The following is a 24,535-nucleotide window of genomic DNA, read 5'->3' on the forward strand; positions in this document are numbered from 1 at the left end:
GCTACCGCGAGGCTGTCCGCGGCGTGATCGTCGGCTGGCGGCAGTGTAGAGGCCCGATGGGACGGGCGTAGCCGGGACGACGTCGTCCGGTCGGCGACTCTCACGATCGGTGCGCCAGCATCGGGCGCTCAGGTCGGGCCGACGGCCAGATCGTGGCCGTCGGCAGGGGTCGTGGTGAACACGTCCTGCGCCATGGCGGCCGAGGGCGCGTCTTCTTCGTGGACGTAGGTCTCGGACTGCCCGACCCGCCGGGCCCTGCCCCGGCGCGTCGGGGCCGGTGTCCCCTTCAGCGCCGGTGCGGGCATCACGACCCGCGGCGGGAGCAGCTCGGCCTGGCCGCTGGTGAAGAAGCTGGGGGAGTGGTGGTAGCCCCAGAGCAGGAACGCCCGCAGCGCGGTGGTGTTGATCCGCACCATCTGCGGCGTCCCGGCCTGCGCCCGCATCTGGTCCAGCAGCTCCCGGGTGACGTCCATCGCGGCTCGATGCCGGTGCCCGCGCAGCGCCCGGCCCAGGTTGTCCTCGATCTGGTTGCGGGTCGAGTGCTGCCAGGTCCGACCGGTGGAGGGGCTGCGCCCCTCGCTCAGGTACAGGTCGAACAGCTCACCGAGAGTCGATGTGGACTGCTGGCCGGCGGCGCGGGCCAGCCGCGCGTCGATGCCGCGCGCCTTCGCCTCGGCGGTCGGCCGGTCGCGGCCCCCCGAGGTGTCGGCGCGGGCGCCGTCCAGCCCGGTCCAGCGCAGCCGCCAGTAGGCGCCCGCGCGGGCCGGGGCGAAGATCGCGACGCGGCCAATCCAGGTGACCGGCTCGGGCCGTCGACGGGCCGTCATCGCGGCCGCCCCGCCGGCCGGCCAGCCGCCGCCCGGCCGGGGAACGCGGAATCCCCCGCCCGGCGGATCCCGCAGTTCCGGGGGAACTCGGGGGAAATCCGGGCGAGGGATTCGCGTTTGTGCAGGTCAGGGGCGGTGAGGCCCCTCTTGCTCAGATGTCGTAGTAGAGCTCGAACTCGTGCGGGTGCGGACGCAGCTGGACGGGCGCGATCTCGTGGGTGCGCTTGTAGTCGATCCACGTCTCGATCAGGTCGGGCGTGAACACGTTGCCGACGGTCAGGAACTCGTGGTCGGCCTCGAGGGCGTCGAGGACCGCACCGAGCGAGGTCGGGACCTGGTCGATCTCGGCCATCTCGTCCGGCGGGAGCTCGTAGATGTCCTTGTCGATCGGGGCGGCCGGCTCGATCTTGTTCTTGATGCCGTCGACACCAGCGAGCATCAGCGCGGAGAACGCGAGGTAGGGGTTCGCCGACGGGTCGGGGAACCGTGTCTCGATGCGCTTGGCCTTCGGGTTCGAGCCGGTGATCGGGATGCGCACCGACGCGGAGCGGTTCCGCGAGGAGTACACCAGCGAGATCGGTGCCTCGAAGCCCGGCACCAGGCGGTGATAGGAGTTCACGGTCGGGTTGGTGAACGCCAGCAGCGACGGCGCGTGCTTGAGGATGCCGCCGATGTACCAGCGCGCGACGTCCGAGAGGCCGCCGTACCCGGTCTCGTCGTAGAACAGCGGGTCGCCGTCCTTCCAGAGCGACTGGTGGACGTGCATGCCCGAGCCGTTGTCGCCGAAGATCGGCTTCGGCATGAAGGTGACCGTCTTGCCGGCCTCCCAGGCGGTGTTCTTGATGAGGTACTTGAACTTCATCACGTCGTCGGCGGCCTTGAGCAGCGTGTCGAAGCGGTAGTTGATCTCGGCCTGGCCGGCGGTGCCGACCTCGTGGTGGGCCCGCTCGACGAGCAGGCCGCAGGCCTCGAGGTTCTTGACCATCTCGTCGCGCAGGTCGCCGTAGTGGTCGTACGGCGAGACCGGGAAGTAGCCGCCCTTGAAGCGGGTCTTGTAGCCCCGGTTGTCGCCCTCCTTGCCGGAGTTCCACCAGCCCTCGACGGAGTCGATGTGGTAGTAGCCCTCGTTGGCGGTGGTGGAGTAGCGGACGTTGTCGAAGATGTAGAACTCCGCCTCGGGAGCGAAGAAGGCCGTGTCCGCGATGCCGGTGGTGTTCAGGTACGCCAGCGCCTTGCGCGCGATGTTGCGCGGGTCGCGCGAGTACGCCTCGCCGGTGATCGGGTCGTGGATGAAGAAGCTCAGGTTCAGCGTCTTGGCGGTACGGAACGGGTCGACGTACGCCGTGGACGGGTCCGGGAACAGCGCCATGTCGGACTCGTTGATCGCCTGGAAGCCCCGGATCGAGGAGCCGTCGAACGCGAGGCCGTTGTCGAAGACGTCCTGGCCGAACGACGAGACCGGGACGGTGAAGTGCTGCTCGATCCCGGGCAGGTCGACGAAGCGCACGTCGACCATCTCGACGCCCTCGTCCTTGATGAACTTGAGCAGCTCGTCGCTGTTCTGGAACATTCGTCCTCCTTGGCTGGACGCGGCGGTCCAGCCGTGAAAAAAGCCTCTGCGAACCAGCGGCCGGTGCGGCACTGCACCAACCGGTGTCCGCACCGTATGCACGGGCAGTTTCTCGACCGTATCCGGTTTGTTTCCGGCATGTAACAGGTGGTCGGTGACCGGACCCGCGGGGGAGCGTCCTACGCTGGCCGGCGTGCCGAGCCCTCAGACACTGCCCTACGAGACCGCGTCCTGGGGCCGCCGGGCGCTGGCGCTGATCGTCGACTGGATCGCCAGCACGTTCGTGGTCGTGCTGTTCATGGGCTGGTCGGACTACTCCAGGACCGGCGGCCCCGGCAGCGTCTACGTGCTCATCGTCTTCGTGCTCGAGTCGGCGGCGCTGACCTGCACCGCGGGCGGCTCGTTCGGCAAGCTCGCCACCCGGCTGCGCGTGATCAACGTCGAGACCGGCGGGCGGCTGGACCCGTTGCGCTCGCTGGCTCGCGAGATCCTGGTGGCGCTCGTCATCCCGCCGCTGGTGTTCCGCCCGGACCGCCGGGGCCTGCACGACATCGCGGCCGGCTCCGCGACGGTCACCCTCCAGGTCATGAGGGCAGCCGGATAGCCCGAACGGGCCACGTCCGGTGCTGGGGGTGGCCGTCTACCCTGAGTGACATGCGCCGGACCACAGGAGCTCGAGCCGTACGCCGTACGGCAGCCGCGACGATCGCCGTTCTCGCCCTCGGAGGGCTCGCGGCCTGCAACAGCGACGACAAGACGACCGCCACCGACCCGTCCGCCTCGGACTCCTCGACCGGGGCGGCGCTGGCGAGCAGCCTCTCCGAGGGCGACACCGTCGACCCTGCGGAGTTCGTGCAGACCGTCGAGGACGGGGTCAAGGCCAGCACCACCGCCCACATGACGATGGACATCTCCGCCGGCGCAGCCGGGAAGATCACCGCCGAGGGCGACGTGGACTACACCTCGACCCCGCCGAGCATGGCGATGACGATGACGCTGCCCGCGGCCGCGGCCGCGGCCGGCGACATGGACATCCGGATGGTCGACGGCGTGATGTACCTGTCGATCGGCCAGCTCACGCAGGGCAAGTTCTGGAAGATCGACCCGTCCGACCCGAACGGCCCGCTGGCCGCGATGGGCATGGACAAGATGATGGACCAGATGGACCCGGGCAAGGCGCTCGAGCTGATGAAGGGCGGCATCTCGAAGGTCACGTACGTCGGCGCCGAGGACGGCCTCGACCACTACGCGCTCACCATCGACATGAAGAAGATGATGGCGTCGATGGGCGCGGACCTCCCCGAGGCCGCGCAGTCCCAGCTGCCGGACTCCGTGACCTACGACCTGTGGCTCGACGACCAGAACCGGTTCACGAAGATGAGCATGGACAACCTGCCGATGGGCGGCAGTGACGCCTCCATGGAGATGACCGTCTCCGACTGGGGCAAGGCCGTCGACATCCAGGCCCCGCCGGCCGACCAGGTCATCAAGATGCCCGACCTCGGCTCGATGATGCAGGGCCTGACCAGCGGGTCGGGCAACGCCTGACGGGTCTCGATACCGAGACCACTCGCGGGTCGAGTAGCGAGCGCCAGCGAGGGTATCGAGACCTACCGGCCCCGCATGTTCTGGCGCATGCCCTTCATGCTGGTCGGCACCGGGCCCTTCGGCAGCGGGATGTTCGACCGGTTGGCGTCCAGCGCCTTGAGCCGGTTCAGGATGTCGGTCATCTCGGCCGGCTTGACCTGACGCCCGAGCTTCTGGAGGTGCTTCACCAGCTTCGGCAGCGGCACCTCGCCCTCGCCGTTCCCGCACACGACCTCGTGGATCGGGGTGTCGGTGGCGACCCGCTCGTGCTTGCGGCGCTCGGCGGTCATCAGGCCGCGCAGCCGGTGCGGGTTGCCCTCGCCGACCAGGACGATGCCCGGAGGGCCCACCACCCGGTGCACGACGTCCTGCTGCTTGTTGAACGCGATCACCGGCTCGGACTTCCAGCCCCGGCGCAGGGTCCGGAGCGCGGCCGCGGCGGCGCCGGGCTGGCCCTCCATCTGGGCGTACGCCGCGCGCTGGGCGCGCCGGCCGAACACGATCATCGCCAGCAGCGAGCCGAGGAGCAGCGCACAGACGACCGAGAGGATGGTGCCGAGCACGCCCTCGCCGGGCAGGAACCAGAACACCGCGAAGCCGACCGCGGCGCCGACCAGGAACGAGCCGATCAGCCACACGCCGAGGCGCGGGTCGGAGCGCCGGGCCATCCGGTAGGTCTCGACGAACTGGGCTCGCCGGCTCATCTTCTCCGGGTCGACGGGCTTCGGGTCCTTGGCCATCGTGTGTGGTGCCTCGTTCTGGGTCAGGAATGGGCGGTCAGGCGGTGGCGACGCCCGCGCGGGCGTCCATGGCCTGACGGTACAGCCGACCGGCGCGGTACGACGAACGCACGAGCGGCCCGGACATCACGCCGGAGAAGCCGATCTGGTCGGCCTCGTCCTTGAGCTCGACGAACTCCTCGGGCTTCACCCAGCGCTCGACCGGGTGGTGCCGCACCGAGGGGCGGAGGTACTGGGTGATCGTGATCAGCTCGCAGCCCGCGGCGTGCAGGTCGCGCAGCGCCTGTGAGACCTCCTCGCGGGTCTCGCCCATGCCGAGGATCAGGTTGGACTTGGTGACCAGCCCGAAGTCGCGGGCCTGGGTGATCACGTCGAGGGAGCGCTCGTAGCGGAACGCCGGGCGGATCCGCTTGAAGATCCGCGGCACGGTCTCGACGTTGTGCGCGAGCACCTCGGGGCGCGACTCGAAGACCTCGCGGAGCAGGTCGGGCTTGCCGTTGAAGTCGGGGATCAGGTTCTCGACGCCGGTGCCGGGGTTGAGCTCGTGGATGACCCGCACGGTCTCGGCGTACAGCCACGCCCCGCCGTCCTCGAGGTCGTCGCGGGCGACGCCGGTGATCGTGGCGTACTTCAGGCCCATCGTCTGCACCGACTCCGCGACCCGACGGGGCTCGTCGCGGTCGAGGGGCTGCGGCCTGCCGGTGTCGATCTGGCAGAAGTCGCAGCGCCGCGTGCACTGGTCGCCACCGATGAGGAACGTCGCCTCGCGGTCCTCCCAGCACTCGAAGATGTTGGGGCAGCCCGCCTCCTGGCAGACCGTGTGCAGCCCTTCGGACTTCACCAGGCTCTGCAGGTGCTGGTACTCGGGGCCCATCCTGGCCCGGGTCTTGATCCACTCCGGCTTGCGCTCGATCGGGGTCTCCGCGTTGCGCACTTCGAGTCGAAGCAGCTTGCGTCCTTCGGATGAGGGAGCTTGCGTCACGTGGACCAACTGTACGCGGCGGCCCGAACGGCCCCTACGGCACGTCGCGCCGCCGGAACGACACCACCGACGCGCCGATGGTGAGCACCAGCGCCGTCCCGTAGTAGCCGGCGCCCCGGGCCAGCGAGAGGTGCCGGGTGGGGTCGCACCCGTCGGCGGCCGTGTCCTGGCCGGGCCGGCTCTGGTAGCAGGACTGGGGCACCTCCACCCAGTACGTCGTCCCGTTCTTCACGATCGCGGAGACGTTCTTCTGGGGCTGCCACTGCTCGCCGATCCCGAGGGTGGCGATCACGATCCCGCCGGCGACCGCGACCCCGAACAGGACGCCGATGGTCGCCACCGTGCTCCGGAACAGCATCGTCAACGCGTAGCCGCCGAGCGCCGCGGCGGTCGCGTACGCCGCGCCCCGCCAGCCGTAGGCCATCGAGTCCCGGAGCGCTCCGTCGACGACGGGCAGGTCGCGCGCCTTCACCGTGGCCCAGATCGTCAGCCAGTACGCCGTGCTCACCAGCGCCGAGGCGACGAGCGCGACCAGGGTCACCGCGATCGCCTTGGCCGTCCAGATCCGGGTCCGGCGTGGCTCGAAGAGCAGCTGGTTGCTCATCGAGCCGCTGTTCCAGTCGTGACCGACGAACGTCGTCGCGGCCAGCAGCACCAGGGTGGTGAGGACGGCGACCACGCCCATGCCGGAGCCGCCGGTGCGCTCGCGGGCCAGGCTCAGCTTCTCGCGGCCCGTGTTCCACTCGACGATCAGGTCGGTGCACGCCTGCTCGTCGGCGCTCGGGGGCAGCCCGAAGCGGCGCGGGTGCTCCGCGCACATGGAGATCTGGCCGGCGTTGCCGTGCACGACGGAGGCGATCTCGTCCTCGGACACCGGACGGGTGGACCAGACCCGGGCGGCGGCGATGAGCGCGGGGATCACGACGGCGAGCAGGAGCAGCACGAGCACCGCGCGCCGCCAGCGCAGCCGGGTCAGCTCCACGCCGACCAGCCGGATCACTGTCCGGCCCCCAGCTCGGTGCCGGCGGTGAGCTCCAGGAACACCGACTCCAGGTCGCGGCGTACCGGCGTGAGCTCGGTCAGCCAGATCCCGGCGGCCCCGAGGGTCCGCGTGAGCTCGGCGGGCCGGTCGGTCTCGACGACGAGGTCGTCGGACACCGTGAAGCCCGCGTCCCGCAGCGCCAGGGCGGCCGCCCCGGGATCGGGCGCGCCGACCCGGTACGCCGTGCTCGCGCCGACGAGCTCGTCGACCCGGCCCGACGCGAGCAGCCGGCCCTGGCCGATGATCGTGGCCGAGGTGCACACCTGCTGCACTTCGGCGAGGATGTGCGAGCTGAGCAGGACGGTGACGCCGGACTCGCCCAGCCCGCGGATCGTCTCGCGGATCTCGCGGATGCCGGCCGGGTCGAGGCCGTTCGTGGGCTCGTCGAGGATGAGCAGGTCCGGCTGCTTGAGCAGGGTCGCCGCGATCGCCAGCCGCTGCTTCATGCCGAGCGAGTAGGCCTTGTAGCGGTCCCGCTCGCGGCCGGTGAGCCCGACCGTCTCGACCGCCGTGTCCACCATCGTCGCAGGGGCGCCGATCGACCGGGCCAGGAGGAGGAGGTTCTGGCGGCCGGTGAGGTTCGGGGAGAACTTGGGGCTCTCGACGACGGCGCCGATCCGGCCGATGACGCGAGGGAGCCCGGACGGCACCGGCTGGCCGAACAGCCGCATCTCGCCCGCCGTGGCCCGGGCCAGCCCGAGCAGCATCCGGATCGTGGTGGTCTTGCCGGACCCGTTGGGCCCGAGGAAGCCGTGCACGCCCCCGGCCGGCACGGCCAGGTCGAGCCGGTCGACCGCGACGCGGCGGCCGCGGCGGCCGGCGAACTCCTTGCGCAGTCCGGAGGTCTCGATGACGAGGTCAGTCACCGGCGAGAGGCTACGGCGTGATCAGCTCGATCCGGAGCTGGCGCGCGGGGTCGGGCCGCGCCTCGTAGTCCGGGGTCGCGTCGTACGGCGCCCAGGAGAGGTACTCGCGCAGGTGCCGTTCGACGTACGGCGTGACCGCGGCGACCGTCACGTCGCGCCCCAGCTCGCGGCTCAGCGAGGTGACGCCGGCGTCGGCGATGCCGCACGGCACGAACCGGTCGTACCAGCCCAGGTCGACGTCGCAGTTGAGCGCGAAGCCGTGCATGGTCACGCCGCGGCTGACCCGGATGCCGAGGGCGGCGACCTTGCGCTCCGGGCCGCGCTCGTCCGCCCGGAGCCAGACGCCGCTGCGGCCGGGCACCCGGGCGGTCACCACGCCCAGGTCGGCGCAGACCCGGATCAGCGCCTCCTCGACCCGGCGGACGTAGTCGACGACCTTGACGTGGTCGGGGAGCGTGACGATGGGGTAGCCGACCAGCTGGCCGGGGCCGTGGAAGGTGATCTTGCCGCCGCGGTCGACGTCGATGATCGGCGCACCCCCGGGGTCGGGCGGGCGTTCGTGCGGCTCGGTGCGCTTGCCGGCGGTGAACACCGGCGGGTGCTCGAGCAGCAGCACGGTGTCGTCCTGCGCGCCGTCGGCGACCCGGGCGTGGACCTCGCGCTGGAGCTCCCAGGCGGCGAGGTAGTCGACGGTCCCGACGTCCTCGAACTTCACGCCCTCGAGCCTACTGCGGACCCGAGGAAGGCCAGCTCGGCGGGCAGCATCCGCCGCCAGTACGCCGGGTCGTGGGCGCCGGGCTGGAAGCTGCTCGTCACGTCGGCGTCGTCGGGGAAGGCGTGCACGTAGTCCTGGACGTCGCGGTAGAACGGGTCACCGGTGCCGACGTCGATGCGCACCGGGATGCCGTCCAGGTCCTCCTGGTGGCCCACCACCGAGTACTTGTCGTACTCCTCGGCATCGACGAAGCCGGACTTCGACGCGCTGCCCGCGTCGCTCCAGATCGCGGGACTGGCCGCGACGACCGCGGCGACGCGCTGCTTGCCGAGGTCGCCGGCCAAGCGCAGGGCGCCGTACCCGCCCATCGACCAGCCGATCAGGCCGATCCGGTCGGTGCGCACGCCGTGCCCGCGCCGCAGCAGCGGCAGCAGCTCGTCGGTGACCATCGCGGACGCGTCCTCCCCGTCGGGACGCAGGTGCCAGTACGACGCGCCGCCGTCCGCCGCCGCGATCGCGAACGGCGGGACGCCGTCCGCCACGGCCGCGGCGAGGTACTGGGGCAGCCCGAAGGACGGCCCGGTCAGCGAGCCGGAGTCCTCGCCGAGGCCGTGCAGCGCGACCACCAGCGGGACGTGCTCGTGGTGGCCCGGGGGATGGATCAGGACCCAGCCGGTCTCGGCCCCGAGGCGAGCGCTGGAGACGAACGTGCCGTGCTCGACCTGCCCCGGCTCGACGTCCGGGATCGTCCCGGCGGCGCCGTTGAGGTGCAGGGTGGACTGCAGCCACGGTCTCCCCGGCAGGACGCCCTGCTCGACGCCGGCGGCGGCACCGGCCACGAGGACGGCCCCGGCAGTGGTGCCCCCGAGCAGGAGCGTGCGACGGCTCAGCACGGGTCGAGTGTGGCACTCCCTGTGGAGGACCCCGGGCACGACCCGCGGAACGGGTAGGTGGTCCCCGTGCTCCCCGCCCTGCTGCTGCCGACCGTGCTCGCTCTCGGGCCGGCGCCCGCCGACGTCCTGCACGCGTGGGACGAGCGGCGGGCGGCCGCCTGGGCGAGGGGCGACGTGGCCGGCCTGCGGTCGCTGTACGCGCCGGGGTCGGTCGCCGGCCGCCGCGACGCGACGATGCTGCGGGCCTGGTCGGCGCGGGGGATGCGGGTGAGCGGGCTGCGGATGCAGCTGCTCCGCGTGCACGTCCGGGCGCGTACGCCGGCCGCGCTGGTGCTCGAGGTGACCGACCGGGTGGCCGGCGGGATCGCCGTACCCGGCCTGCTGGCGCTGCCCCGGGACCTCCCGACCCGGCACGTCGTGACGCTCCGGCAGCTCGAGGGGGAGTGGCGGGTCTGCTCGGTCCTCAGCCCAGCCCGGTCCGGATGACCTCGTGGACGGTGCGGTCCCGGAACCCGTAGCCCGCAGCCTCGAGGACCGCCGGCCGCAGGTTCAGCGACCCCAGCGCCTCCGGTGCCAGCCGACCGGCCCCCCGCTCGATCGCGAAGGTCGGGACTCCCACCCGCGCCCGGCGGCCGAGCGCCCGCGCGAGCGCGTCGGTGAACTCCCGGTTCGTCGGCGTCTCCGGGCTGCAGAGGTTGACCGGTCCGCTGACGTCGTCGTGCTCGACGAGGTGCGTGACGCCGCCGACCCAGTCGCGCAGGCTGATCATCGCCATGTGCTGCCGGCCACTGCCGAGCCGGGCGCCGAGGCCGAGCCTGGTCAGGATCCGCAGCTGTTTCAGCGGTGCGCTCTCCCGGTCGATGACCGGCGCGGTGCGGAGGAAGCAGACCCGGGCGCCGGCCTCGGCGGCCGGGGCCGCGACGTCCTGCCACTCGCGGGTGACCCGGGTGAGGAAGCCGTCCCCGCGGCTGTCGGACTCCTCGGTGACGACCTCGTCGCCGTGGTCGCCGTACCAGGCGACCGCGTTGCCGGCCAGGAACGCCGGCTTGCCGGCGCTCGCCGCCACCGCTTCCGCGAGCACGGTCGTGGTCGTGATCCGGCTCTCCCGGAGCTCGCGGGCCCAGGTCCTGGAGTGCGGGTTGCCGACGGTCGGGGCGCCGGCAAGGTTGACCACCACGTCGGCGGCCTCGATGACGTCGCGGTCGAGCTCACCGGCGTACGGGTCCCAGGTCGACTCGCCGGGTCCCGACGCGGGCCGCCGCACCAGCGCCACCACGGAGTGGCCGCGGCCGGTGAGCCCCTCGGCGAGGTGGGTGCCGAGGAACCCCGATGCCCCGGCGATCACGACGGACTTCGGCATGCGGTCAGCCTGTCATGTGGCCGCAAGTCCCGGTCTCATGGTGACACCGAGCCGTCAGATCTCGAACTGGCCGGCCTCGAGCCGCTGCTTGACGTCCCGGAGGAACCGGCCTGCGTCGGCGCCGTCGACCAGCTGGTGGTCGTAGGTGAGCGACAGGTAGACCATGTGCCGCACCGCGATCGTCTCGCCGAGGTTCGGGTCGTCGATGACCACCGGGCGCTTGACGACCGCGCCGGGGCCGAGGATCGCGACCTGCGGCTTGTTGATGATCGGGGTGTCGAACAGGGCTCCGAAGCTGCCGAGGTTCGTGATCGTGAACGTGCCGCCGGACAGCTCGTCCGGGCCGATCTTGTTGGACCGGGTCCGGCCCGCCACGTCGGCGATCTTCTTCGCGAGCCCCGCCACCGACAGGTCGCCAGCGTCCTTGATCACCGGGGTGAGCAAGCCCTTCTCGGTGTCGACCGCGATGGCCAGGTGCTCGCGGTCGAAGTAGGTGACCTCGCCCGCCTCGGTGTCGATCGTCGCGTTGAGGGCGGGGTGCACCTTGAGCGCGTCGATCGCGGCCTTCGCGAAGAACGGCAGGTACGTCAGCTTCACGCCCTCGCGCGCCAGGAAGTCCTCCTTGGCCGCCTCGCGCAACCGCGCGACGTTCGTGACGTCGACCTCCATGACCTGGGTCAGCTGGGCCGAGTGCTGCAGCGACTCGACCATCCGGGACGCGATGATCTTGCGCAGTCGCGACAGCTTCTCGGTCTGGCCGCGCAACGGGGACGGGGACGGGGTCGTCGCCGGCGCGGGCGCCGAGGCGGCGGGAGCCGGGGCCGCTGCGGCCGGCTGCTGGGCCTTGGCGGCGGCGTCCAGGACGTCCTGCTTGCGGATCCGGCCGCCGACGCCGGTGCCGGCGATCGAGGCGAGGTCCACGTTGTGCTGCGCGGCCATCTTGCGGACCAGCGGCGTCACGTAGCCGGGGCCCTCACCGGACGCCTCGGCCGTTCCGGCCGCCGGGGCGGGCTCGGGCTCGGCCGCCCGCGCGGGCTCGGGCTGCTTCGTCTCCTGGGGCGCGGGCTCGGGCTCCGGCTCCGGCTCGGGCTCCGGCTCGGGCTCGGGCTCGGGCTCGGGCTCGGGCTCGGGCTCGGGCTCGGGCTCGGGTTCCGGCTGCCTCTCCTCGGCCTTCTCCTCCTGCTTCGCGGGAGCGGCGTCCGCGTCACCGATCACGGCCAGCTCGGCGCCGACCTCGACGGTCTCGTCCTCCTGGACCTTGATCTCCAGCAGCGTGCCGGCGACCGGTGAGGGGATCTCGGTGTCGACCTTGTCGGTGGAGACCTCGAGCAGCGGCTCGTCGACCGCCACGTCGTCGCCGACCTGCTTCAGCCAGCGCGTCACGGTGCCCTCGGTGACCGACTCACCCAGCGCGGGCAGCGACACCGTCGTACCGCCGCCGCCGGACGGCTTGGCCTGCGCGGCGGGCTTCTCGACCTCCTCGCCCGCGGGGGCGGGCTCCTCGGCGGCCTCGGGCTCCTGGGCCTTCTCCTGCTCCGGCTCCGGCTCGGGCTCGGGCTCCGGCTCGGGCTGGGACTCCTGCCCGGACGAGTCCGACGAGCCGGACGACTCACCCTCGTCGCCGATCACCGCGAGGACGGCGCCGACCTCGACCGTGTCGTCCTCGTTCGCCTTGATCTCCAGCAGCGTGCCGGCGATCGGCGAAGGGATCTCGGTGTCGACCTTGTCGGTCGAGACCTCGAGCAACGGCTCGTCCACCGCCACCGAGTCACCGACCTGCTTGAGCCAGCGGGTGACGGTGCCTTCGGTGACGGACTCGCCGAGTGCCGGCAGGTTGACTTCGGTGGCCATGGACTTCCTTCGCTTCGGTTCTCGTCTGTCAGGAGTGTGCGTGGAACGGCTTGCCGGCGAGGGCCATGTGCGCCTCGCCGAGCGCTTCGTTCTGCGTGGGGTGCGCGTGGACCAGGGGGGCCACGTCCTCGGGGTACCCCTCCCAGTTGTAGATGAGCTGCGCCTCGCCGATGAGCTCGCCGACCCGGTCGCCGACCAGGTGCACGCCGATGACCGGCCCGTCCTTGCGGCGCACCAGCTTCACGAAGCCCTGCGTCTTGAGGATCTGGCTCTTGCCGTTGCCGCCGAGGTCGAAGGTGAAGGTCTCGATGCCGTCCGCGCCGTACGTCGACGCGGCCTTCGCCTCGTCGAGGCCGACGGACGCGACCTCCGGGTGGGAGTACGTCACCCGCGGGATGCCTGCCTCGTCGACCGGCCGCGGGTCGAGCCCGGCGATGTCCTCGGCGACGAAGACCCCCTGCTGGAACCCGCGGTGCGCGAGCTGAAGTCCCGGGACGATGTCGCCCACGGCGTACACGCCCTCGAGGTTCGTGCGGCAGCGGTCGTCGGCCAGCACGAAGCCGCGGTCCATCGAGACGCCCTGCTCGTCGTACCCGAGGCCCTCGGTGACCGGCCCGCGGCCGACCGCGACCAGCAGCAGGTCGGCCTCGATCACGTCGCCGCCCTCGACGGTGACCGCGACTCCGGTGTCGGTGTGCTTGACGCTCTGGAACGGCGTGCCGGTGCGGAACGCGATGCCGCGCTTGCGGAACGCCCGCTCCAGGGCCTTCGAGGACGCCTCGTCCTCGGCGGCGACCAGCCGGGGGAGCGCCTCGACGATGGTGACCTCGGCGCCGAAGGAGCGCCACACGCTCGCGAACTCGCAGCCGATCACGCCGCCACCGAGCACGACCACGGAGGCCGGCACGCTCTCGAGCCGCAGCGCGTGCTCGGAGGTGATCACCCGCTCCCCGTCGACGTCCAGGCCGGGCAGGGTGCGGGCGTAGGAGCCGGAGGCGAGCACGACGTTCCTGCCGGTGTACGCCGTCCCGTCGACGGTGACCTCGCGCGGGCCGGTGAGCCGGCCGGCGCCCTCGATGACGGTGATGCCGCGGCTCTTGATCAGGCCCGCGAGGCCCTTGTAGAGCCGGGAGACGACGCCGTCCTTGTAGGCGTTCACGCCCGGCATGTCGATGCCCTCGAGGGTCGCCCGCACGCCGAACTGCTCGGACTCGCGGGCCTGGTCGGCGACCTCGGCGGCGTGCAGCAGCGCCTTGGTCGGGATGCAGCCGACGTGGAGGCAGGTGCCCCCGAGGTTGCCCTTCTCGACCAGGCCCACCGAGAGGCCCAGCTGCGCGGCCCGGAGGGCACACGCGTAGCCACCGGAGCCGGCGCCGAGGATGAGAACGTCGAAGTCGGGATCGGCCACGGGGCCATCCTTGCACTTCCGTGCAACGTGTCCACACCGAGGTTCCTACGCTCCGGTAGCCCGTCAGGGCACACTTGGGCGCATGTCATGGATGGACCGCTTCCGCCGCGGCTCGACGAAGATGAGCCGGCCGGCACGCGACGCTCAACGCACCGGCTCGACGCGGGTGCGCGCCGCCGACGGCATGGACCTCGACCACCTGCAGGCCTGGACCGCGGAGCGCCGCGGCGTCGAGGGCTTCGTCGAGCCGCGCACGGCGGTCAGCGACGTGACGCTGCTGCTCGTCGCGCACGACGGGGAGTGGACCCGGCGCCGGGTGCCCTCGGTGAAGTGGGCGCACGACTTCTGCAACCGCAACCAGATCCCGTCGTACGACGCCGCCGTCGTCGGCATCCCCCAGCGGATGCGCGACTACAACCGCCGCAAGAAGCTCATGGGCGAGTAGCGAGCGCCCGCGCGAAGTCGACCAGCGTCGCCACGGCGACGCCGGTGCCGCCCGGGGTCTGGTGCCCCCACGCGCTGCCGGAGTTGAACGACGGCCCGGCGATGTCGAGGTGCGCCCACGGCAGCCCGGCCGTGAACTCGCGCAGGAACGCGGCCGCGAACAGGCCACCGCCCCACCGGATCCAGTCGTGCTGCGACAGGTCGGCGACCTTGCTGCTGGTGATCCGCTCCGACATCGCCTCGGGGATCGGCATCGGCCACATCTCCTCGCCGGCGGTCGCCGCGGCGACGAGGACGTCCGCGACGACGTCGTCGGACCCCATCACGCCGGAGATCCGGTCGCCGAGGGCCACCACCATGTGGCCAGTGAGCGTGGCCACGTCCAGGATCACGTCGGGCTGCTGCTCGGTCGCGCGCATGAGCGCGTCGGCCAGGATCAGCCGGCCCTCGGCGTCGGTGTTGAGCACCTCGACCGTGGTGCCGCCGTACATCGCCAGCACGTCACCGGGCCGCATGGACGACCCGGAGACCATGTTCTCCGCCATCGGCGCGAACGCGGAGATCCGCACCGGCAGCCCGAGGGTCGCGATCGCGTACGTCGCCTGGACGATCGCCGCGGCACCCGCCATGTCCGACTTCATGTCGTTCATGCTCGCCGCGGGCTTGATCGTGAGGCCGCCGGAGTCGAAGGTGATGCCCTTGCCGACGAGCGCGAGGTGGTGCCGGGCGCCCTTCGGGGCGTAGGTCAGCTCGACCAGCCGCGGCGCCGCCGACGAGCCCATGCCGACGCCGAGGATGCCGCCGCAGCCGAGCTCCGCCAGCTCCTCCTCGTCCAGCACCCGGATGCCGATCTTCGGGGCACCTCGGCCCCTCGTGACCTCCTTGGTCGCCGCCACGACGGCGTCGGCGAACTTCGGCGGCGTCAGGTCGCCCGGCGGGGTGTTCACCCAGTCGCGGGTCGCGGCGACCGCGCGGGTCACGACCCGGCTCTCCTCGAACGCAGTGATGACCTCCTTGCGGCGCGCGGCGGCGCTGAGCACCACCACCTCCCCGGGGCCGTCCTTCTTCTCGTCCTTCTTGTACGCCGTGAACGCGTACCCGCCGAGCTCCCATCCCTCGGTGACCGCGCGCACGAGCTCCGCGGAGTCCGCCGGCAGCGCCACGGCGACCGACGCCGCATTGGTGACCGCGCGGGCGGCAACACCCGCGGCCCGGCGTACCGCCGTCGCGTCCTGGTTGCGCCCCAGGCCGACGAGCACGAGCAGGGGGGAAGGGATGGCCCCGGCGGTCGGCACCTTCACGACCTCGCCGGACTTGCCGGTCACGCCGAGGCCGGACATGAGCGGGCGCAGCTTGCGGCCGTACGCCGAGGCGACGTCGCCGGCCGCGTCGGCCAGCTCCGGGCCCTTCGCGCCCTGGACCACCCCCACGACGACGGCGTCGCATCGGGTCTTGGCGGGGCTGGCGCTGCGCAGGGTGTACGACGTCACCGGGGCAGGATAGACGTCGGGGCGAGCACGCCCCTGCGGTAGGTTCGCCGCCATGGCGGACCTCCTGCTCTCCCCCTTGAACGACCGGCACGAGGCCCTCGGCGCGAAGTTCGCGGAGTTCGGTGGCTGGTCGATGCCGCTGGAGTACCCCGCCGGCGTCGTCAAGGAGCACACCGCCGTCCGGGAGTCGGTCGGGGTCTTCGACGTCAGCCACCTCGGCAAGGCCGTCGTCGAGGGGCCGGGCGCCGCCGAGTTCGTGAACCGCACGCTCACCAACGACCTCGGCCGGATCGGTCCGGGCCGGGCGCAGTACACGCTGTGCTGCGACGACGCCACCGGCGGCGTGGTCGACGACCTCATCGCCTACCTCTACGCCGACGACCGGGTCTTCCTCATCCCGAACGCCGCCAACACCGCCGAGGTCGTCCGGCGGCTCGCCGCGGAGGCGCCCGAGGGCGTCACCGTCACCGACCGGCACCGCGACTTCGCGGTGCTCGCGGTCCAGGGGACGAAGTCCGACGAGGTCCTCGCGGCGGTGGGGCTCCCGGTCGGGCACGACTACATGTCGTTCGCGGAGGCGCCGTACGAGGGCGAGACCGTCGTGGTCTGCCGCACCGGCTACACGGGCGAGCGCGGCTACGAGCTGGTCGCACCGAACGCCGTCGCCGGGGCGCTCTGGGACGCGGTGATGGCGGCGGGGGAGCAGTACGGCGTCCTCGCGTGCGGCCTCGGCGCCCGGGACACGCTGCGGACCGAGATGGGCTACCCGCTGCACGGCCAGGACATCTCCCTCGACGTCACCCCGAACGAGGCGCGGCTGGGTTGGGCGGTCGGCTGGCAGAAGGACGCCTTCTGGGGCCGGGACGTGCTGACCGCCGAGCGGGCCGAGGGCCCGAAGCGGGTGCTGCGCGGCCTGGTCGCGACCGGTCGCGGCATCCCGCGCCCGCACATGACGGTGAGCCTCACCCCGGACGTGCTGCTCGGCGAGGTCACCTCCGGCACGTTCTCGCCGACCCTGCGCAAGGGCATCGGGCTGGCGCTGCTGCCGTCGTTCGTGAACCCGGACGCCGAGGTCGGCGTTGACGTCCGCGGGCGTCGAGAGATCTTCCAGCTCACCAAGCCGCCGTTCCTCGACCCGTCCGTCCGGGAGACCTGACATGAACCTGCCCGAGCACCCGCCGACGTTCCGCCAGCCACCGGCAGCCGACCGGCCGTGGTGGTGGCGGCTCGAGGACAGCGCGGGTGGCGAGGTCACGCTGACCGGCGACCTCGCCGGCCAGCGGTTCGCCTCGCAGGCCGACGCCGAGTCCTGGGTCGGCGAGATCTGGTCGGACCTCGCGGCCGAGGGCGTCGACGCGGTCACGCTGTTCGAGCACGACCGGCAGGTGTACGGCCCCATGTCACTGCATGCCTAGCGGGATGACCAGATGGCCGGGAACGACGCCGACTTCGCTGCCTACCTGGCGGCGCGCTGGCCGTTCCTCGTCCGCTCGCTGGTCCTGATCGGCTGGTCCCCGGTCGAGGCCGAGGACATCGCGCTCACCGGGCTCGCGCGCTGCCGCAGCGCCTGGGGGCGGATGCGCGAGGTCGACGACGTCGACGCGGAGGTGTTCGGCACCGTCCTCGAGGCGCGTCCGCACGCGCCGCCGTCGCGTCCGGGCGCGCCGCTCGACGACCCGTCCGAGGCGGAGCTGCTGCGACAGGAGCTCGAGCAGCAGCTCACCCGGCTTGCGCCGGAGGAGCGCGAGGCCGTCGTGCTGCGCTTCGTGGGCGGCCTCGACGAGGTACAGGTAGCCGACACCCTGGACGTCCCGGTCGCGACCGTGGGCAGCCGCGTCGCGCAGGGCCTGGCGCGCATCGAGCCGCCCGCGCTGCGGGCCGAGGAGGCGTTCCGCACGGCGGCCGGCTCGATCGAGGTGCCGACCGCGCCGTACGACGGTGTCGTGGCCCGGGCCCGCGAGCAGCGGCGCAGGCGGTGGCGCATCGTCGCTGGGGCCGCCGCGGCCATTCTGGTCGTCGCCGGCGGCACGACCTGGCTGACGACGCGGCCCGAGAAGCCGGCCGAGCCGGAGACGACGCGCGTGGTGGCGTCCCCGAACCCGGTCGACATCTCCTGGTACGACGGGCGCCTGCACCTGCGCCGGGTCGCGGTGGACCTCCCGGGCCTGACGTCGGTGGCCGGGGTCGGCGAGAGCGCGGCCTTCATCGACGCCGACGGCGCGGTCGGTGTCGTGCAGCCGGCCGGCGAGGTCGCCCTGGTCGGCCGGTCGGCGCCGGGGTCGCGGGTGCTCGGCTCCGCCGAGAACGGCTGGGCCGCCTGGGTGGAGCCCGGCGACCCCGCCAGCCGGATCGTGGTCTGGTCCGTTGGCAACCACGAGGAGGTCGACAGCCTCGTGGTCGCTCCCGGGACCGGGCTGGTCGCTATCGACCAGGACCGGGTCTACGCCACCGGCGACTCCGGCACGTTCGAGTGGCGGCCGGCGCACGGCAGGCCGGTCCGGCTCGACGAGCCGGGGCTCCTCGACGTCGGCTCCTCGACGCGGGTCTACCAGCGGCACCGGGCCATCACGGTGGTGCAGCCGTTCTACGACGTCACGTTCACCCGGCGCGGCGAGGGGGCGGCCGTGTCGCCCGGTGGGACCTTCGTGCTCAGTCGCATCCCGGGGCCGTGGGTGCCCGGATCGCCGTTCACACCCCTGGTCTACGACGCCCGCACCGGCGACCTGCTGCCGTCGGGGGTGGCACCCGACGAGCGGGTGGTGGACGCGGCGTTCGGCAACAACCACGAGATCAACTACCTGGTCGCGAACGTGAGCGACCTCGAGGGCGTCGACCTGGACGGCGCCCGGTCGCGGCTCTTCGTGCTCCGGACCTGCGCGCTGGAGAGGAGCACCTGCAGCGACGTGGTGCCGGTGCGCTCCGCCGCGGATCGGGCGATGTTCGCTCCCTAGCCTGCCGTTATTTTGGACCGCATGCGATTCAGCCAGGTCGACGTGTTCTCCGCCCAGCCGCTGCTCGGCAACCCGGTCGCGGTCGTGCACGACGCCGAGGGCGTCACCGACGACCAGATGGCGGCGTTCGCCCGGTGGACGAACCTGTCGGAGACGACGTTCCTGCTGCCGCCGACGGACCCGGCCGCCGACTACCGGCTGCGGATCTGGACGCCCGGAGGCGAGCTGCCGTTCGCCGGCCACCCGACGCTCGGGAGCGCGCACGCGTGGCTCGAGGCCGGCGGGGTGCCCGCGGGCGACGGCTCCCCGGACTCCGTCGTCCAGGAGTGCGGTGCGGGGCTGGTGCGGATCCGGCGCGCCGATCGGCTGTCGTTCGCCGCGCCGCCGCTGATGCGCTCCGGCCCCGTGGACGCCGCCGACCTGGCAGGGATCTGCCGGGCGCTGCGGCTGCCGGAGTCGGCGATCCTCGAGACGGCCTGGATCGACAACGGTCCGGGCTGGGTGGGCGTCTTGCTGGAGGACGCCGCCGCGGTGCTCGCCGTCGAGCCGGACTGGACGGCGTTCGGCGACCTGAAGATCGGCGTCGTCGGGCCGTACGCCGACGGCCCGCTCGCCGCCGAGCTGCGCGCGTTCTGCCCCGGCTACGGGATGCCGGAGGACCCGGTGACCGGCTCGCTCAACGCGGGCGTCGGGCAGTGGCTCGCCGGCACCCGGCTGCCGTCGTCGTACGTCGCCTCTCAGGGCACCGCGCTCGGCCGGGCCGGCCGGGTGCACGTGGAGACCGTCGACGGCCAGGTCTGGGTCGGTGGCGACACGCGAACGACGGTCACCGGAGCCGTGTCGCTCGACTAGTGTCGGGACCGTGCAGCAGTACCTCGATCTCCTCCAGCGGGTCCTCGACGAGGGCGTCGAGAAGGGCGACCGCACCGGCACCGGCACCCGCTCGGTCTTCGGCCACCAGATGCGCTTCGACCTCCGTGCCGGCTTCCCCCTGGTCACCACCAAGAAGATCCACACCCGCTCGGTGTTCGGCGAGCTGCTGTGGTTCCTGCGGGGCGACACCAACGTGAAGTGGCTCCAGGACCGCGGCATCACGATCTGGGACGAGTGGGCCGACGAGAACGGCGACCTCGGGCCGGTCTACGGCTACCAGTGGCGGTCCTGGCCCACACCGGACGGCGGCCACGTCGACCAGATCGCGGCCGTGGTGTCGCAGATCCGGGACAACCCGGACTCGCGACGCCACATCGTCTCGGCGTGGAACGTCGCCGACATCCCCGACATGGCGCTCGCGCCCTGCCACACGATGTTCCAGTTCTACGTGGCCGACGGCCGGCTCTCCTGCCAGCTCTACCAGCGCTCGGCCGACGCCTTCCTCGGCGTCCCGTTCAACATCGCGTCGTACGCCCTGCTCACCCACATGGTCGCCCAGGTGACCGGTCTCGAGGTCGGCGACTTCGTGCACACGCTCGGCGACGCGCACCTCTACCTCAACCACCTCGAGCAGGCCCGGCTCCAGCTGACCCGCTCGCCGCGCCCGCTCCCGCGGCTCGTGCTGGACCCGGCGGTCTCCGAGCTGGACGCGTTCGACCTCGAGCACATCAGCGTGGAGGGCTACGACCCGCATCCCGGGATCAAGGCGCCCATCGCCGTATGAGCAAGCGCATCGTGATGGTGGCGGCCGTGGCCCGCAACCGGGTGATCGGCAACGGGCCCGACATCCCGTGGAAGATCCCCGGCGAACAGGCCGAATTCAAGCGGCTGACGACGGGCCACACGCTGGTGATGGGCCGGACGACCTACGAGTCCATCGGCCGGCCGCTCCCGGGCCGGACCACGATCGTGCTCACCCACTCGCCGACCTGGTCCGCCGACGGCGTCCTGGTCGCCCACTCGTTCTTCGACGCGCTGTCCCGGGCTGCGCTCCTGCCCGGCGAGGTGGTCGTCGCAGGCGGGGCGCAGGTGTACGCCGAGGCGATGCCGGTCGCGAGCGAGCAGATCATCAGCGAGGTGCCGGTCTCGCCGCCCGGAGACGCCTTCTACCCCGAGATCGACCCTGCCGCCTGGGAGGTCGTCGAGCGGGAGCCGCGCGAGGGGTACGAGCGGGTCACCTGGCTGCGGCGCGAGCGGATGTGACGCGCCACCTGCGAGCTTGCGCGGCCTGACAGGGTGACGGCATGGAGCTGCGCGTGTTCACCGAGCCTCAGCAGGGGGCGACGTACGACGACCTGGTGGCGGTGGCCAAGGAGGCGGAGGCGCTCGGGTTCGGGGCGTTCTTCCGCTCCGACCACTACCTCGGGATGGGAACCGAGGGGCTTCCCGGGCCGAGCGACGCGTGGATCACGCTGGCCGGGATCGCCCGCGAGACCAGCACGATCCGGCTCGGGACGCTGATGACGAGCGCGACCTTCCGGCTGCCCGGACCGCTGGCGATCAGCGTGGCGACCGTCGACCAGATGAGCGGCGGGCGGGTCGAGCTCGGGATCGGCGCCGGCTGGTTCGCGCAGGAGCACGAGGCGTACGGCATCCCGTTCCCCGGCACCGGCGAGCGGTTCGACCGGTTCGAGGAGCAGCTGGCGATCATCACCGGGCTGTGGGCGACCCCGGCGGGGGAGCGGTTCACCCGCGAGGGCACGCACTACCGGGTGACCGACAGCCCGGCGCTGCCCAAGCCGGCGCAGGCGAAGCTGCCGGTGCTGATCGGCGGCCACGGCGCGCGGCGTACGCCGGACCTGGCGGCTCGGTACGCCGACGAGTTCAACGTCCCGTTCGCGGGCGAGGACGACACGCGCACCCAGTTCGCACGGGTCCGCGAGGCCTGCGAGCGGCACGACCGCGACCCGGACGGGCTGACCTGGTCCAACGCACTGGTCGTCTGCGTCGGCGCCGACGAGGCCGAGGTCGAGCGCCGCGCCGCGGCGATCGGCCGCGACAAGGACGAGCTGCGGGAGAACGGCGTCGCCGGTGCGCCCGAGGAGGCGGCCGACACGATCCGCCGGTACGCCGACCTCGGCGCGCAGCGGATCTACCTGCAGTTCCTGGACCTCTCCGACCTCGACCACCTGCGACTCGTGGCACGCGACGTCATGCCGCACGTGTGAGCGGTGGCCGGGACGATAGCCTTGAGCACATGACGTCCGCGCCCGCTGCACCGTTCGGCCACGTCCTGACGGCGATGGCCACCGCGTTCCACGGCGACGGCTCGGTCGACCTCGAGGGCACCGCCCGGATCGCCGCCCACCTCGTCGACCACGGTCACGACGGTGTCGTGGTGTCGGGCACGACGGGCGAGTCGCCCACGACCACCACCGAGGAGGACGGCGCCATCCTCGCCGCGGTCAAGGACGCCGTCGGCGCCCGCGCGCGCGTCGTCGCGGGCGTCGGGACCAACTCCACGGCGCACTCGATCGAGCTGGCCGAGCAGGCCGCCAAGGTCGGCGCGGACGGCGTGCTGCTGGTGACGCCGTACTACAACAAGCCCGGCCAGGCCGGTGTGCTCCACCACTTCCGCTCGGTCGCCGAGGCCACCGACCTGCCCGTGATGCTCTACGACGTCCCCGGCCGCACCGGCACCCAGATCGCCCTCGAGACCTACGAGCAGGCGATCCGTATGCAGAACGTCGTTGCGGTCAAGGACGCCGTCAACGACTTCGTGCGCGGGGTCAGGCTCACCGAGCTCGGGTACGCCGTCGTACTCCGGCGACGACGCGAGCAACGTCGGCTGGCTCGCGCACGGCGCGGTCGGCTTCGTCTCGGTCGTCGGCCACGCCGCCGGCGACGAGACGAAGGCGATGGCCGAGGCGTTCTGGGCCGGCGACCACGCCGAGGCCCTCCAGATCTTCACGCGGCTGCTCCCCGCGATCGACGCCATCATGGGCGTCCCCAACTACGGAGCGACCACCGCCAAGGCAAGCCTCCAGCTGCTCGGCGTCCTCGACAACCGCAACGTGCGCGGCCCCCTGGTGCCGCTCGACGACGACGAGGTCGCCGCGCTCCGCGTGGGGCTCGAAGCCTCCGGCCTCCTCTAAAGGACACACATTGAGTCACCCGCATCCCGAGCTCTCCGAACCGGCCGCACTGCCGAAGGGGGGCCTGCGGGTCATCCCCATGGGCGGCCTCGGCGAGGTCGGCCGCAACATGACCGTCTTCGAGTACGACGGCCGCCTGCTGATCGTCGACTGCGGCGTGCTCTTCCCCGAGGACCACCAGCCGGGCGTCGACCTGATCCTCCCGGACTGGTCCTCGATCCGGGACCGGCTCGACGCGGTCGAGGCGCTGGTCCTCACCCACGGGCACGAGGACCACATCGGCGCGACGCCGTACCTGCTGCGCGAACGGCGGGACATCCCGCTCGTCGGCTCGGAGCTGACCCTGGCGCTGCTGGACTCCAAGCTCCGCGAGCACCGGCTCCGCGAGACCGTGCACCACAAGGTCCGCGAGGGCGACCGGCTCACGATCGGCCCCTTCGACCTCGAGTTCGTCGCGGTCAACCACTCGATCCCCGACGCGCTCGCGGTCGCGATCCGGACCGGCGCCGGCATGGTGCTGCACACCGGCGACTTCAAGATGGACCAGCTCCCGCTGGACGGCCGGATCACCGACCTGCGCTCGTTCGCCCGGCTGGGGGAGGAGGGTGTCGACCTCTTCCTCACCGACTCCACGAACGCCGAGACCCCCGGCTTCACGCCGGCCGAGAAGTCGATCACCCCGGTCATCGACCAGGTCTTCCGCGACTCGGCGCAGCGGGTCATCGTCGCCTGCTTCGCCTCGCACGTCCATCGTGTCCAGCAGGTCATCGACGCAGCCGTCGCCCACGACCGCAAGATCGCGTACGTCGGCCGCTCGATGGTCCGCAACATGGCGATCGCCCGCGACCTCGGCTACCTGCACGTCCCGCCGGACGTGCTCGTCGACGCCAAGGACCTCGCCGACCTGCCCCCGGAGCGCCAGGTGCTGATCTCCACCGGCTCGCAGGGCGAGCCGATGAGCGCGCTGAGCCGGATCGCCCAGCGCAACCACAACTTCGTGCACATCGAGGAGGGCGACACCGTCCTGCTCGCCTCCAGCCTGATCCCCGGCAACGAGAACGCCGTCTACCGGGTCATCAACGGCCTGGCCCGCTGGGGCGCCCGGGTCGTGCACAAGGGCAACGCGCTCGTCCACGTGTCCGGCCACGCCAGTGCCGGCGAGCTCCTCTACTGCTACAACATCGTCAGGCCGCGCAACGTGCTGCCCGTGCACGGCGAGATCCGGCACATGCTGGCCAACGCCGCGCTGGCCCGGGCGACCGGCATCGAGAACGTCGTCATCGCCGAGGACGGCGTGGTCGTCGACCTGGTCGACGGCGTCGCCTCGGTCGCGGGCAAGGTCGACTGCGGGTACGTCTTCGTGGACGGCTCGTCGGTCGGCGACATCACCGAGTCCGACCTCAAGGACCGCCGGATCCTCGGCGAGGAGGGCTTCATCTCGGTGATCGTCGTGGTCGACTCGGTCAGCGGGAAGGTCTCCGCCGGCCCCGAGATCCACGCCCGCGGCTTCGCCGAGGACGACGCGACCTTCGACGACGTCAAGCAGCCGATCATCGATGCGCTGGACGCCCAGATCCGCGAGGGCAACACCGACTCCTACCAACTCCAGCAGACCGTGCGCCGCGTCGTCGGACGGTGGGTCAGCAACACCCACCGGCGCCGGCCGATGATCATCCCCGTCGTCATCGAGGCCTGAGGCCAGCCGAGACCGAGGAACGAGGTCTCGGCGTCGGCCGAAGGGGTCGAGTAGCACCCCCGCCTGAGCCTGCGAAGGCGGGTGG

Annotated in this window: 25 protein-coding genes and 1 pseudogene; 14 read left to right on the forward strand and 12 right to left on the reverse strand. The window is 72.2% G+C overall.

From position 1 onward, the window contains the following. Positions 1-128: 128 nt before the first annotated feature. Positions 129-827: a hypothetical protein gene (locus tag ACVW2K_RS13335; RefSeq protein WP_457202816.1), complete on the reverse strand. Its 699-nt coding sequence runs from the start codon at positions 825-827 to the stop codon at positions 129-131. A gap of 151 nt (positions 828-978) precedes the next feature. Then, positions 979-2,397 (reverse strand): type I glutamate--ammonia ligase, encoded by a 1,419-nt coding sequence (gene glnA, locus ACVW2K_RS13340; RefSeq protein WP_028636859.1) that lies wholly within the window; start codon positions 2,395-2,397, stop codon positions 979-981. A 193-nt stretch (positions 2,398-2,590) separates the two neighbouring features. On the opposite strand from glnA, the gene ACVW2K_RS13345 reads away from it, so the two are divergent. Next, entirely contained in the window at positions 2,591-3,001 is a 411-nt protein-coding gene (locus ACVW2K_RS13345) for an RDD family protein (RefSeq protein WP_231496162.1), read from the forward strand. Between the two features lie 50 nt (positions 3,002-3,051). Then, positions 3,052-3,945, forward strand: coding sequence for an LppX_LprAFG lipoprotein (locus ACVW2K_RS13350; RefSeq protein WP_457202817.1), 894 nt, complete (start codon positions 3,052-3,054; stop codon positions 3,943-3,945). 62 nt (positions 3,946-4,007) lie between these two features. Here the strand turns inward: ACVW2K_RS13350 and ACVW2K_RS13355 are convergent, their stop codons facing one another. From ACVW2K_RS13355 to ACVW2K_RS13380, 6 genes are read right to left on the reverse strand one after another with little or no spacing between them, the layout of a single operon-like run. Next, entirely contained in the window at positions 4,008-4,724 is a 717-nt protein-coding gene (locus tag ACVW2K_RS13355) for a DUF4191 domain-containing protein (RefSeq protein ID WP_457202818.1), read from the reverse strand. 37 nt (positions 4,725-4,761) lie between these two features. Further along, complete coding sequence (lipA, locus tag ACVW2K_RS13360; protein ID WP_457202819.1) at positions 4,762-5,706, reverse strand: lipoyl synthase; 945 nt, start codon at positions 5,704-5,706, stop codon at positions 4,762-4,764. 34 nt (positions 5,707-5,740) lie between these two features. Then, positions 5,741-6,706, reverse strand: a complete 966-nt coding sequence (locus ACVW2K_RS13365; RefSeq protein ID WP_457202820.1) for a hypothetical protein — start codon at positions 6,704-6,706, stop codon at positions 5,741-5,743. After that, positions 6,703-7,614 (reverse strand): ABC transporter ATP-binding protein, encoded by a 912-nt coding sequence (locus tag ACVW2K_RS13370; RefSeq protein WP_457202821.1) that lies wholly within the window; start codon positions 7,612-7,614, stop codon positions 6,703-6,705. The genes ACVW2K_RS13365 and ACVW2K_RS13370 overlap by 4 nt, the downstream gene beginning before the upstream one ends. A gap of 10 nt (positions 7,615-7,624) precedes the next feature. Continuing rightward, positions 7,625-8,329 carry a lipoyl(octanoyl) transferase LipB gene (gene lipB, locus ACVW2K_RS13375; protein WP_457202822.1) on the reverse strand — a complete coding sequence of 235 codons (705 nt, stop codon included), beginning with the start codon at positions 8,327-8,329 and terminating at the stop codon, positions 7,625-7,627. Then, complete coding sequence (locus ACVW2K_RS13380; RefSeq protein ID WP_457202823.1) at positions 8,326-9,222, reverse strand: alpha/beta hydrolase; 897 nt, start codon at positions 9,220-9,222, stop codon at positions 8,326-8,328. The genes lipB and ACVW2K_RS13380 overlap by 4 nt, the downstream gene beginning before the upstream one ends. Positions 9,223-9,288: 66 nt before the next feature. On the opposite strand from ACVW2K_RS13380, the gene ACVW2K_RS13385 reads away from it, so the two are divergent. Then, positions 9,289-9,708, forward strand: a complete 420-nt coding sequence (locus ACVW2K_RS13385) for a hypothetical protein (RefSeq protein ID WP_457202824.1) — start codon at positions 9,289-9,291, stop codon at positions 9,706-9,708. On the opposite strand, the gene ACVW2K_RS13390 is transcribed toward ACVW2K_RS13385, so the two are convergent. Genes ACVW2K_RS13390 through lpdA form a run of 3 tightly spaced genes read right to left on the reverse strand, consistent with a single transcriptional unit; the run spans position 9,686 to position 13,841 of the window. Continuing rightward, on the reverse strand, positions 9,686-10,582 hold the full coding sequence (locus ACVW2K_RS13390; protein ID WP_457202825.1) for a TIGR01777 family oxidoreductase: 897 nt from the start codon (positions 10,580-10,582) through the stop codon (positions 9,686-9,688). The genes ACVW2K_RS13385 and ACVW2K_RS13390 overlap by 23 nt on opposite strands. A gap of 54 nt (positions 10,583-10,636) precedes the next feature. Then, positions 10,637-12,433 carry a 2-oxoglutarate dehydrogenase, E2 component, dihydrolipoamide succinyltransferase gene (sucB, locus tag ACVW2K_RS13395; RefSeq protein WP_457202826.1) on the reverse strand — a complete coding sequence of 599 codons (1,797 nt, stop codon included), beginning with the start codon at positions 12,431-12,433 and terminating at the stop codon, positions 10,637-10,639. Positions 12,434-12,461: 28 nt separating this feature from the next. Then, positions 12,462-13,841 (reverse strand): dihydrolipoyl dehydrogenase, encoded by a 1,380-nt coding sequence (lpdA, locus tag ACVW2K_RS13400; RefSeq protein WP_457202827.1) that lies wholly within the window; start codon positions 13,839-13,841, stop codon positions 12,462-12,464. Positions 13,842-13,923: 82 nt separating this feature from the next. Between lpdA and ACVW2K_RS13405 the strand changes: the two genes are divergently transcribed. Then, complete coding sequence (locus tag ACVW2K_RS13405; protein ID WP_457202828.1) at positions 13,924-14,286, forward strand: hypothetical protein; 363 nt, start codon at positions 13,924-13,926, stop codon at positions 14,284-14,286. Here the strand turns inward: ACVW2K_RS13405 and ACVW2K_RS13410 are convergent. After that, positions 14,273-15,775 (reverse strand): leucyl aminopeptidase, encoded by a 1,503-nt coding sequence (locus ACVW2K_RS13410; protein WP_457202829.1) that lies wholly within the window; start codon positions 15,773-15,775, stop codon positions 14,273-14,275. The genes ACVW2K_RS13405 and ACVW2K_RS13410 overlap by 14 nt on opposite strands. A 52-nt stretch (positions 15,776-15,827) precedes the next feature. Between ACVW2K_RS13410 and gcvT the strand changes: the two genes are divergently transcribed. The 10 genes and pseudogenes from gcvT to ACVW2K_RS13460 all read left to right on the forward strand — a co-directional run bounded on the left by gcvT (position 15,828) and on the right by ACVW2K_RS13460 (position 24,450). Next, a complete protein-coding gene (gcvT, locus tag ACVW2K_RS13415) occupies positions 15,828-16,931 on the forward strand; it encodes a glycine cleavage system aminomethyltransferase GcvT (protein ID WP_457202830.1) in 1,104 nt (367 codons plus the stop codon). Position 16,932: 1 nt separating this feature from the next. Then, positions 16,933-17,190, forward strand: coding sequence for a hypothetical protein (locus tag ACVW2K_RS13420; RefSeq protein WP_051548951.1), 258 nt, complete (start codon positions 16,933-16,935; stop codon positions 17,188-17,190). A gap of 12 nt (positions 17,191-17,202) precedes the next feature. Next, positions 17,203-18,726: a sigma factor-like helix-turn-helix DNA-binding protein gene (locus ACVW2K_RS13425; RefSeq protein WP_457202831.1), complete on the forward strand. Its 1,524-nt coding sequence runs from the start codon at positions 17,203-17,205 to the stop codon at positions 18,724-18,726. A 21-nt stretch (positions 18,727-18,747) separates the two neighbouring features. Beyond that, the gene (locus ACVW2K_RS13430) at positions 18,748-19,578 is read left to right on the forward strand and encodes a PhzF family phenazine biosynthesis protein (protein WP_457202832.1); all 831 of its coding nucleotides are present in this window, start codon (positions 18,748-18,750) and stop codon (positions 19,576-19,578) included. Between the two features lie 10 nt (positions 19,579-19,588). Further along, positions 19,589-20,383 carry a thymidylate synthase gene (locus ACVW2K_RS13435; protein WP_457202833.1) on the forward strand — a complete coding sequence of 265 codons (795 nt, stop codon included), beginning with the start codon at positions 19,589-19,591 and terminating at the stop codon, positions 20,381-20,383. Continuing rightward, positions 20,380-20,862 carry a dihydrofolate reductase gene (locus ACVW2K_RS13440; protein WP_457202834.1) on the forward strand — a complete coding sequence of 161 codons (483 nt, stop codon included), beginning with the start codon at positions 20,380-20,382 and terminating at the stop codon, positions 20,860-20,862. Before ACVW2K_RS13435 ends, ACVW2K_RS13440 begins: the two co-directional genes overlap by 4 nt. Positions 20,863-20,903: 41 nt before the next feature. Further along, on the forward strand, positions 20,904-21,827 hold the full coding sequence (locus ACVW2K_RS13445; protein ID WP_457202835.1) for an LLM class F420-dependent oxidoreductase: 924 nt from the start codon (positions 20,904-20,906) through the stop codon (positions 21,825-21,827). A gap of 74 nt (positions 21,828-21,901) precedes the next feature. Beyond that, a pseudogene (locus ACVW2K_RS13450) lies at positions 21,902-22,333 on the forward strand (dihydrodipicolinate synthase family protein); the annotation flags it as partial. Between the two features lie 16 nt (positions 22,334-22,349). Further along, on the forward strand, positions 22,350-22,754 hold the full coding sequence (locus ACVW2K_RS13455) for a dihydrodipicolinate synthase family protein (RefSeq protein ID WP_457202836.1): 405 nt from the start codon (positions 22,350-22,352) through the stop codon (positions 22,752-22,754). A gap of 10 nt (positions 22,755-22,764) precedes the next feature. After that, the gene (locus ACVW2K_RS13460) at positions 22,765-24,450 is read left to right on the forward strand and encodes a ribonuclease J (protein WP_457202837.1); all 1,686 of its coding nucleotides are present in this window, start codon (positions 22,765-22,767) and stop codon (positions 24,448-24,450) included. Positions 24,451-24,535 lie beyond the last annotated feature (85 nt).

The organism is Nocardioides sp. HB32, from assembly GCF_054058995.1.

Bases quoted from the DNA above. Each gene is read 5' to 3' on its own strand.
- ACVW2K_RS13405 (WP_457202828.1), top strand. From the start codon at position 13,924: ATGTCATGGATGGACCGCTTCCGCCGCGGCTCGACGAAGATGAGCCGG.
- ACVW2K_RS13430 (WP_457202832.1), top strand. From the start codon at position 18,748: ATGCGATTCAGCCAGGTCGACGTGTTCTCCGCCCAGCCGCTGCTCGGC.
- ACVW2K_RS13440 (WP_457202834.1), top strand. From the start codon at position 20,380: ATGAGCAAGCGCATCGTGATGGTGGCGGCCGTGGCCCGCAACCGGGTG.
- ACVW2K_RS13425 (WP_457202831.1), top strand. From the start codon at position 17,203: ATGGCCGGGAACGACGCCGACTTCGCTGCCTACCTGGCGGCGCGCTGG.
- ACVW2K_RS13445 (WP_457202835.1), top strand. From the start codon at position 20,904: ATGGAGCTGCGCGTGTTCACCGAGCCTCAGCAGGGGGCGACGTACGAC.
- ACVW2K_RS13335 (WP_457202816.1), bottom strand. From the start codon at position 827: ATGACGGCCCGTCGACGGCCCGAGCCGGTCACCTGGATTGGCCGCGTC.
- ACVW2K_RS13350 (WP_457202817.1), top strand. From the start codon at position 3,052: ATGCGCCGGACCACAGGAGCTCGAGCCGTACGCCGTACGGCAGCCGCG.
- gcvT (WP_457202830.1), top strand. From the start codon at position 15,828: ATGGCGGACCTCCTGCTCTCCCCCTTGAACGACCGGCACGAGGCCCTC.
- glnA (WP_028636859.1), bottom strand. From the start codon at position 2,397: ATGTTCCAGAACAGCGACGAGCTGCTCAAGTTCATCAAGGACGAGGGC.
- ACVW2K_RS13390 (WP_457202825.1), bottom strand. From the start codon at position 10,582: ATGCCGAAGTCCGTCGTGATCGCCGGGGCATCGGGGTTCCTCGGCACC.
- ACVW2K_RS13420 (WP_051548951.1), top strand. From the start codon at position 16,933: ATGAACCTGCCCGAGCACCCGCCGACGTTCCGCCAGCCACCGGCAGCC.
- ACVW2K_RS13355 (WP_457202818.1), bottom strand. From the start codon at position 4,724: ATGGCCAAGGACCCGAAGCCCGTCGACCCGGAGAAGATGAGCCGGCGA.
- sucB (WP_457202826.1), bottom strand. From the start codon at position 12,433: ATGGCCACCGAAGTCAACCTGCCGGCACTCGGCGAGTCCGTCACCGAA.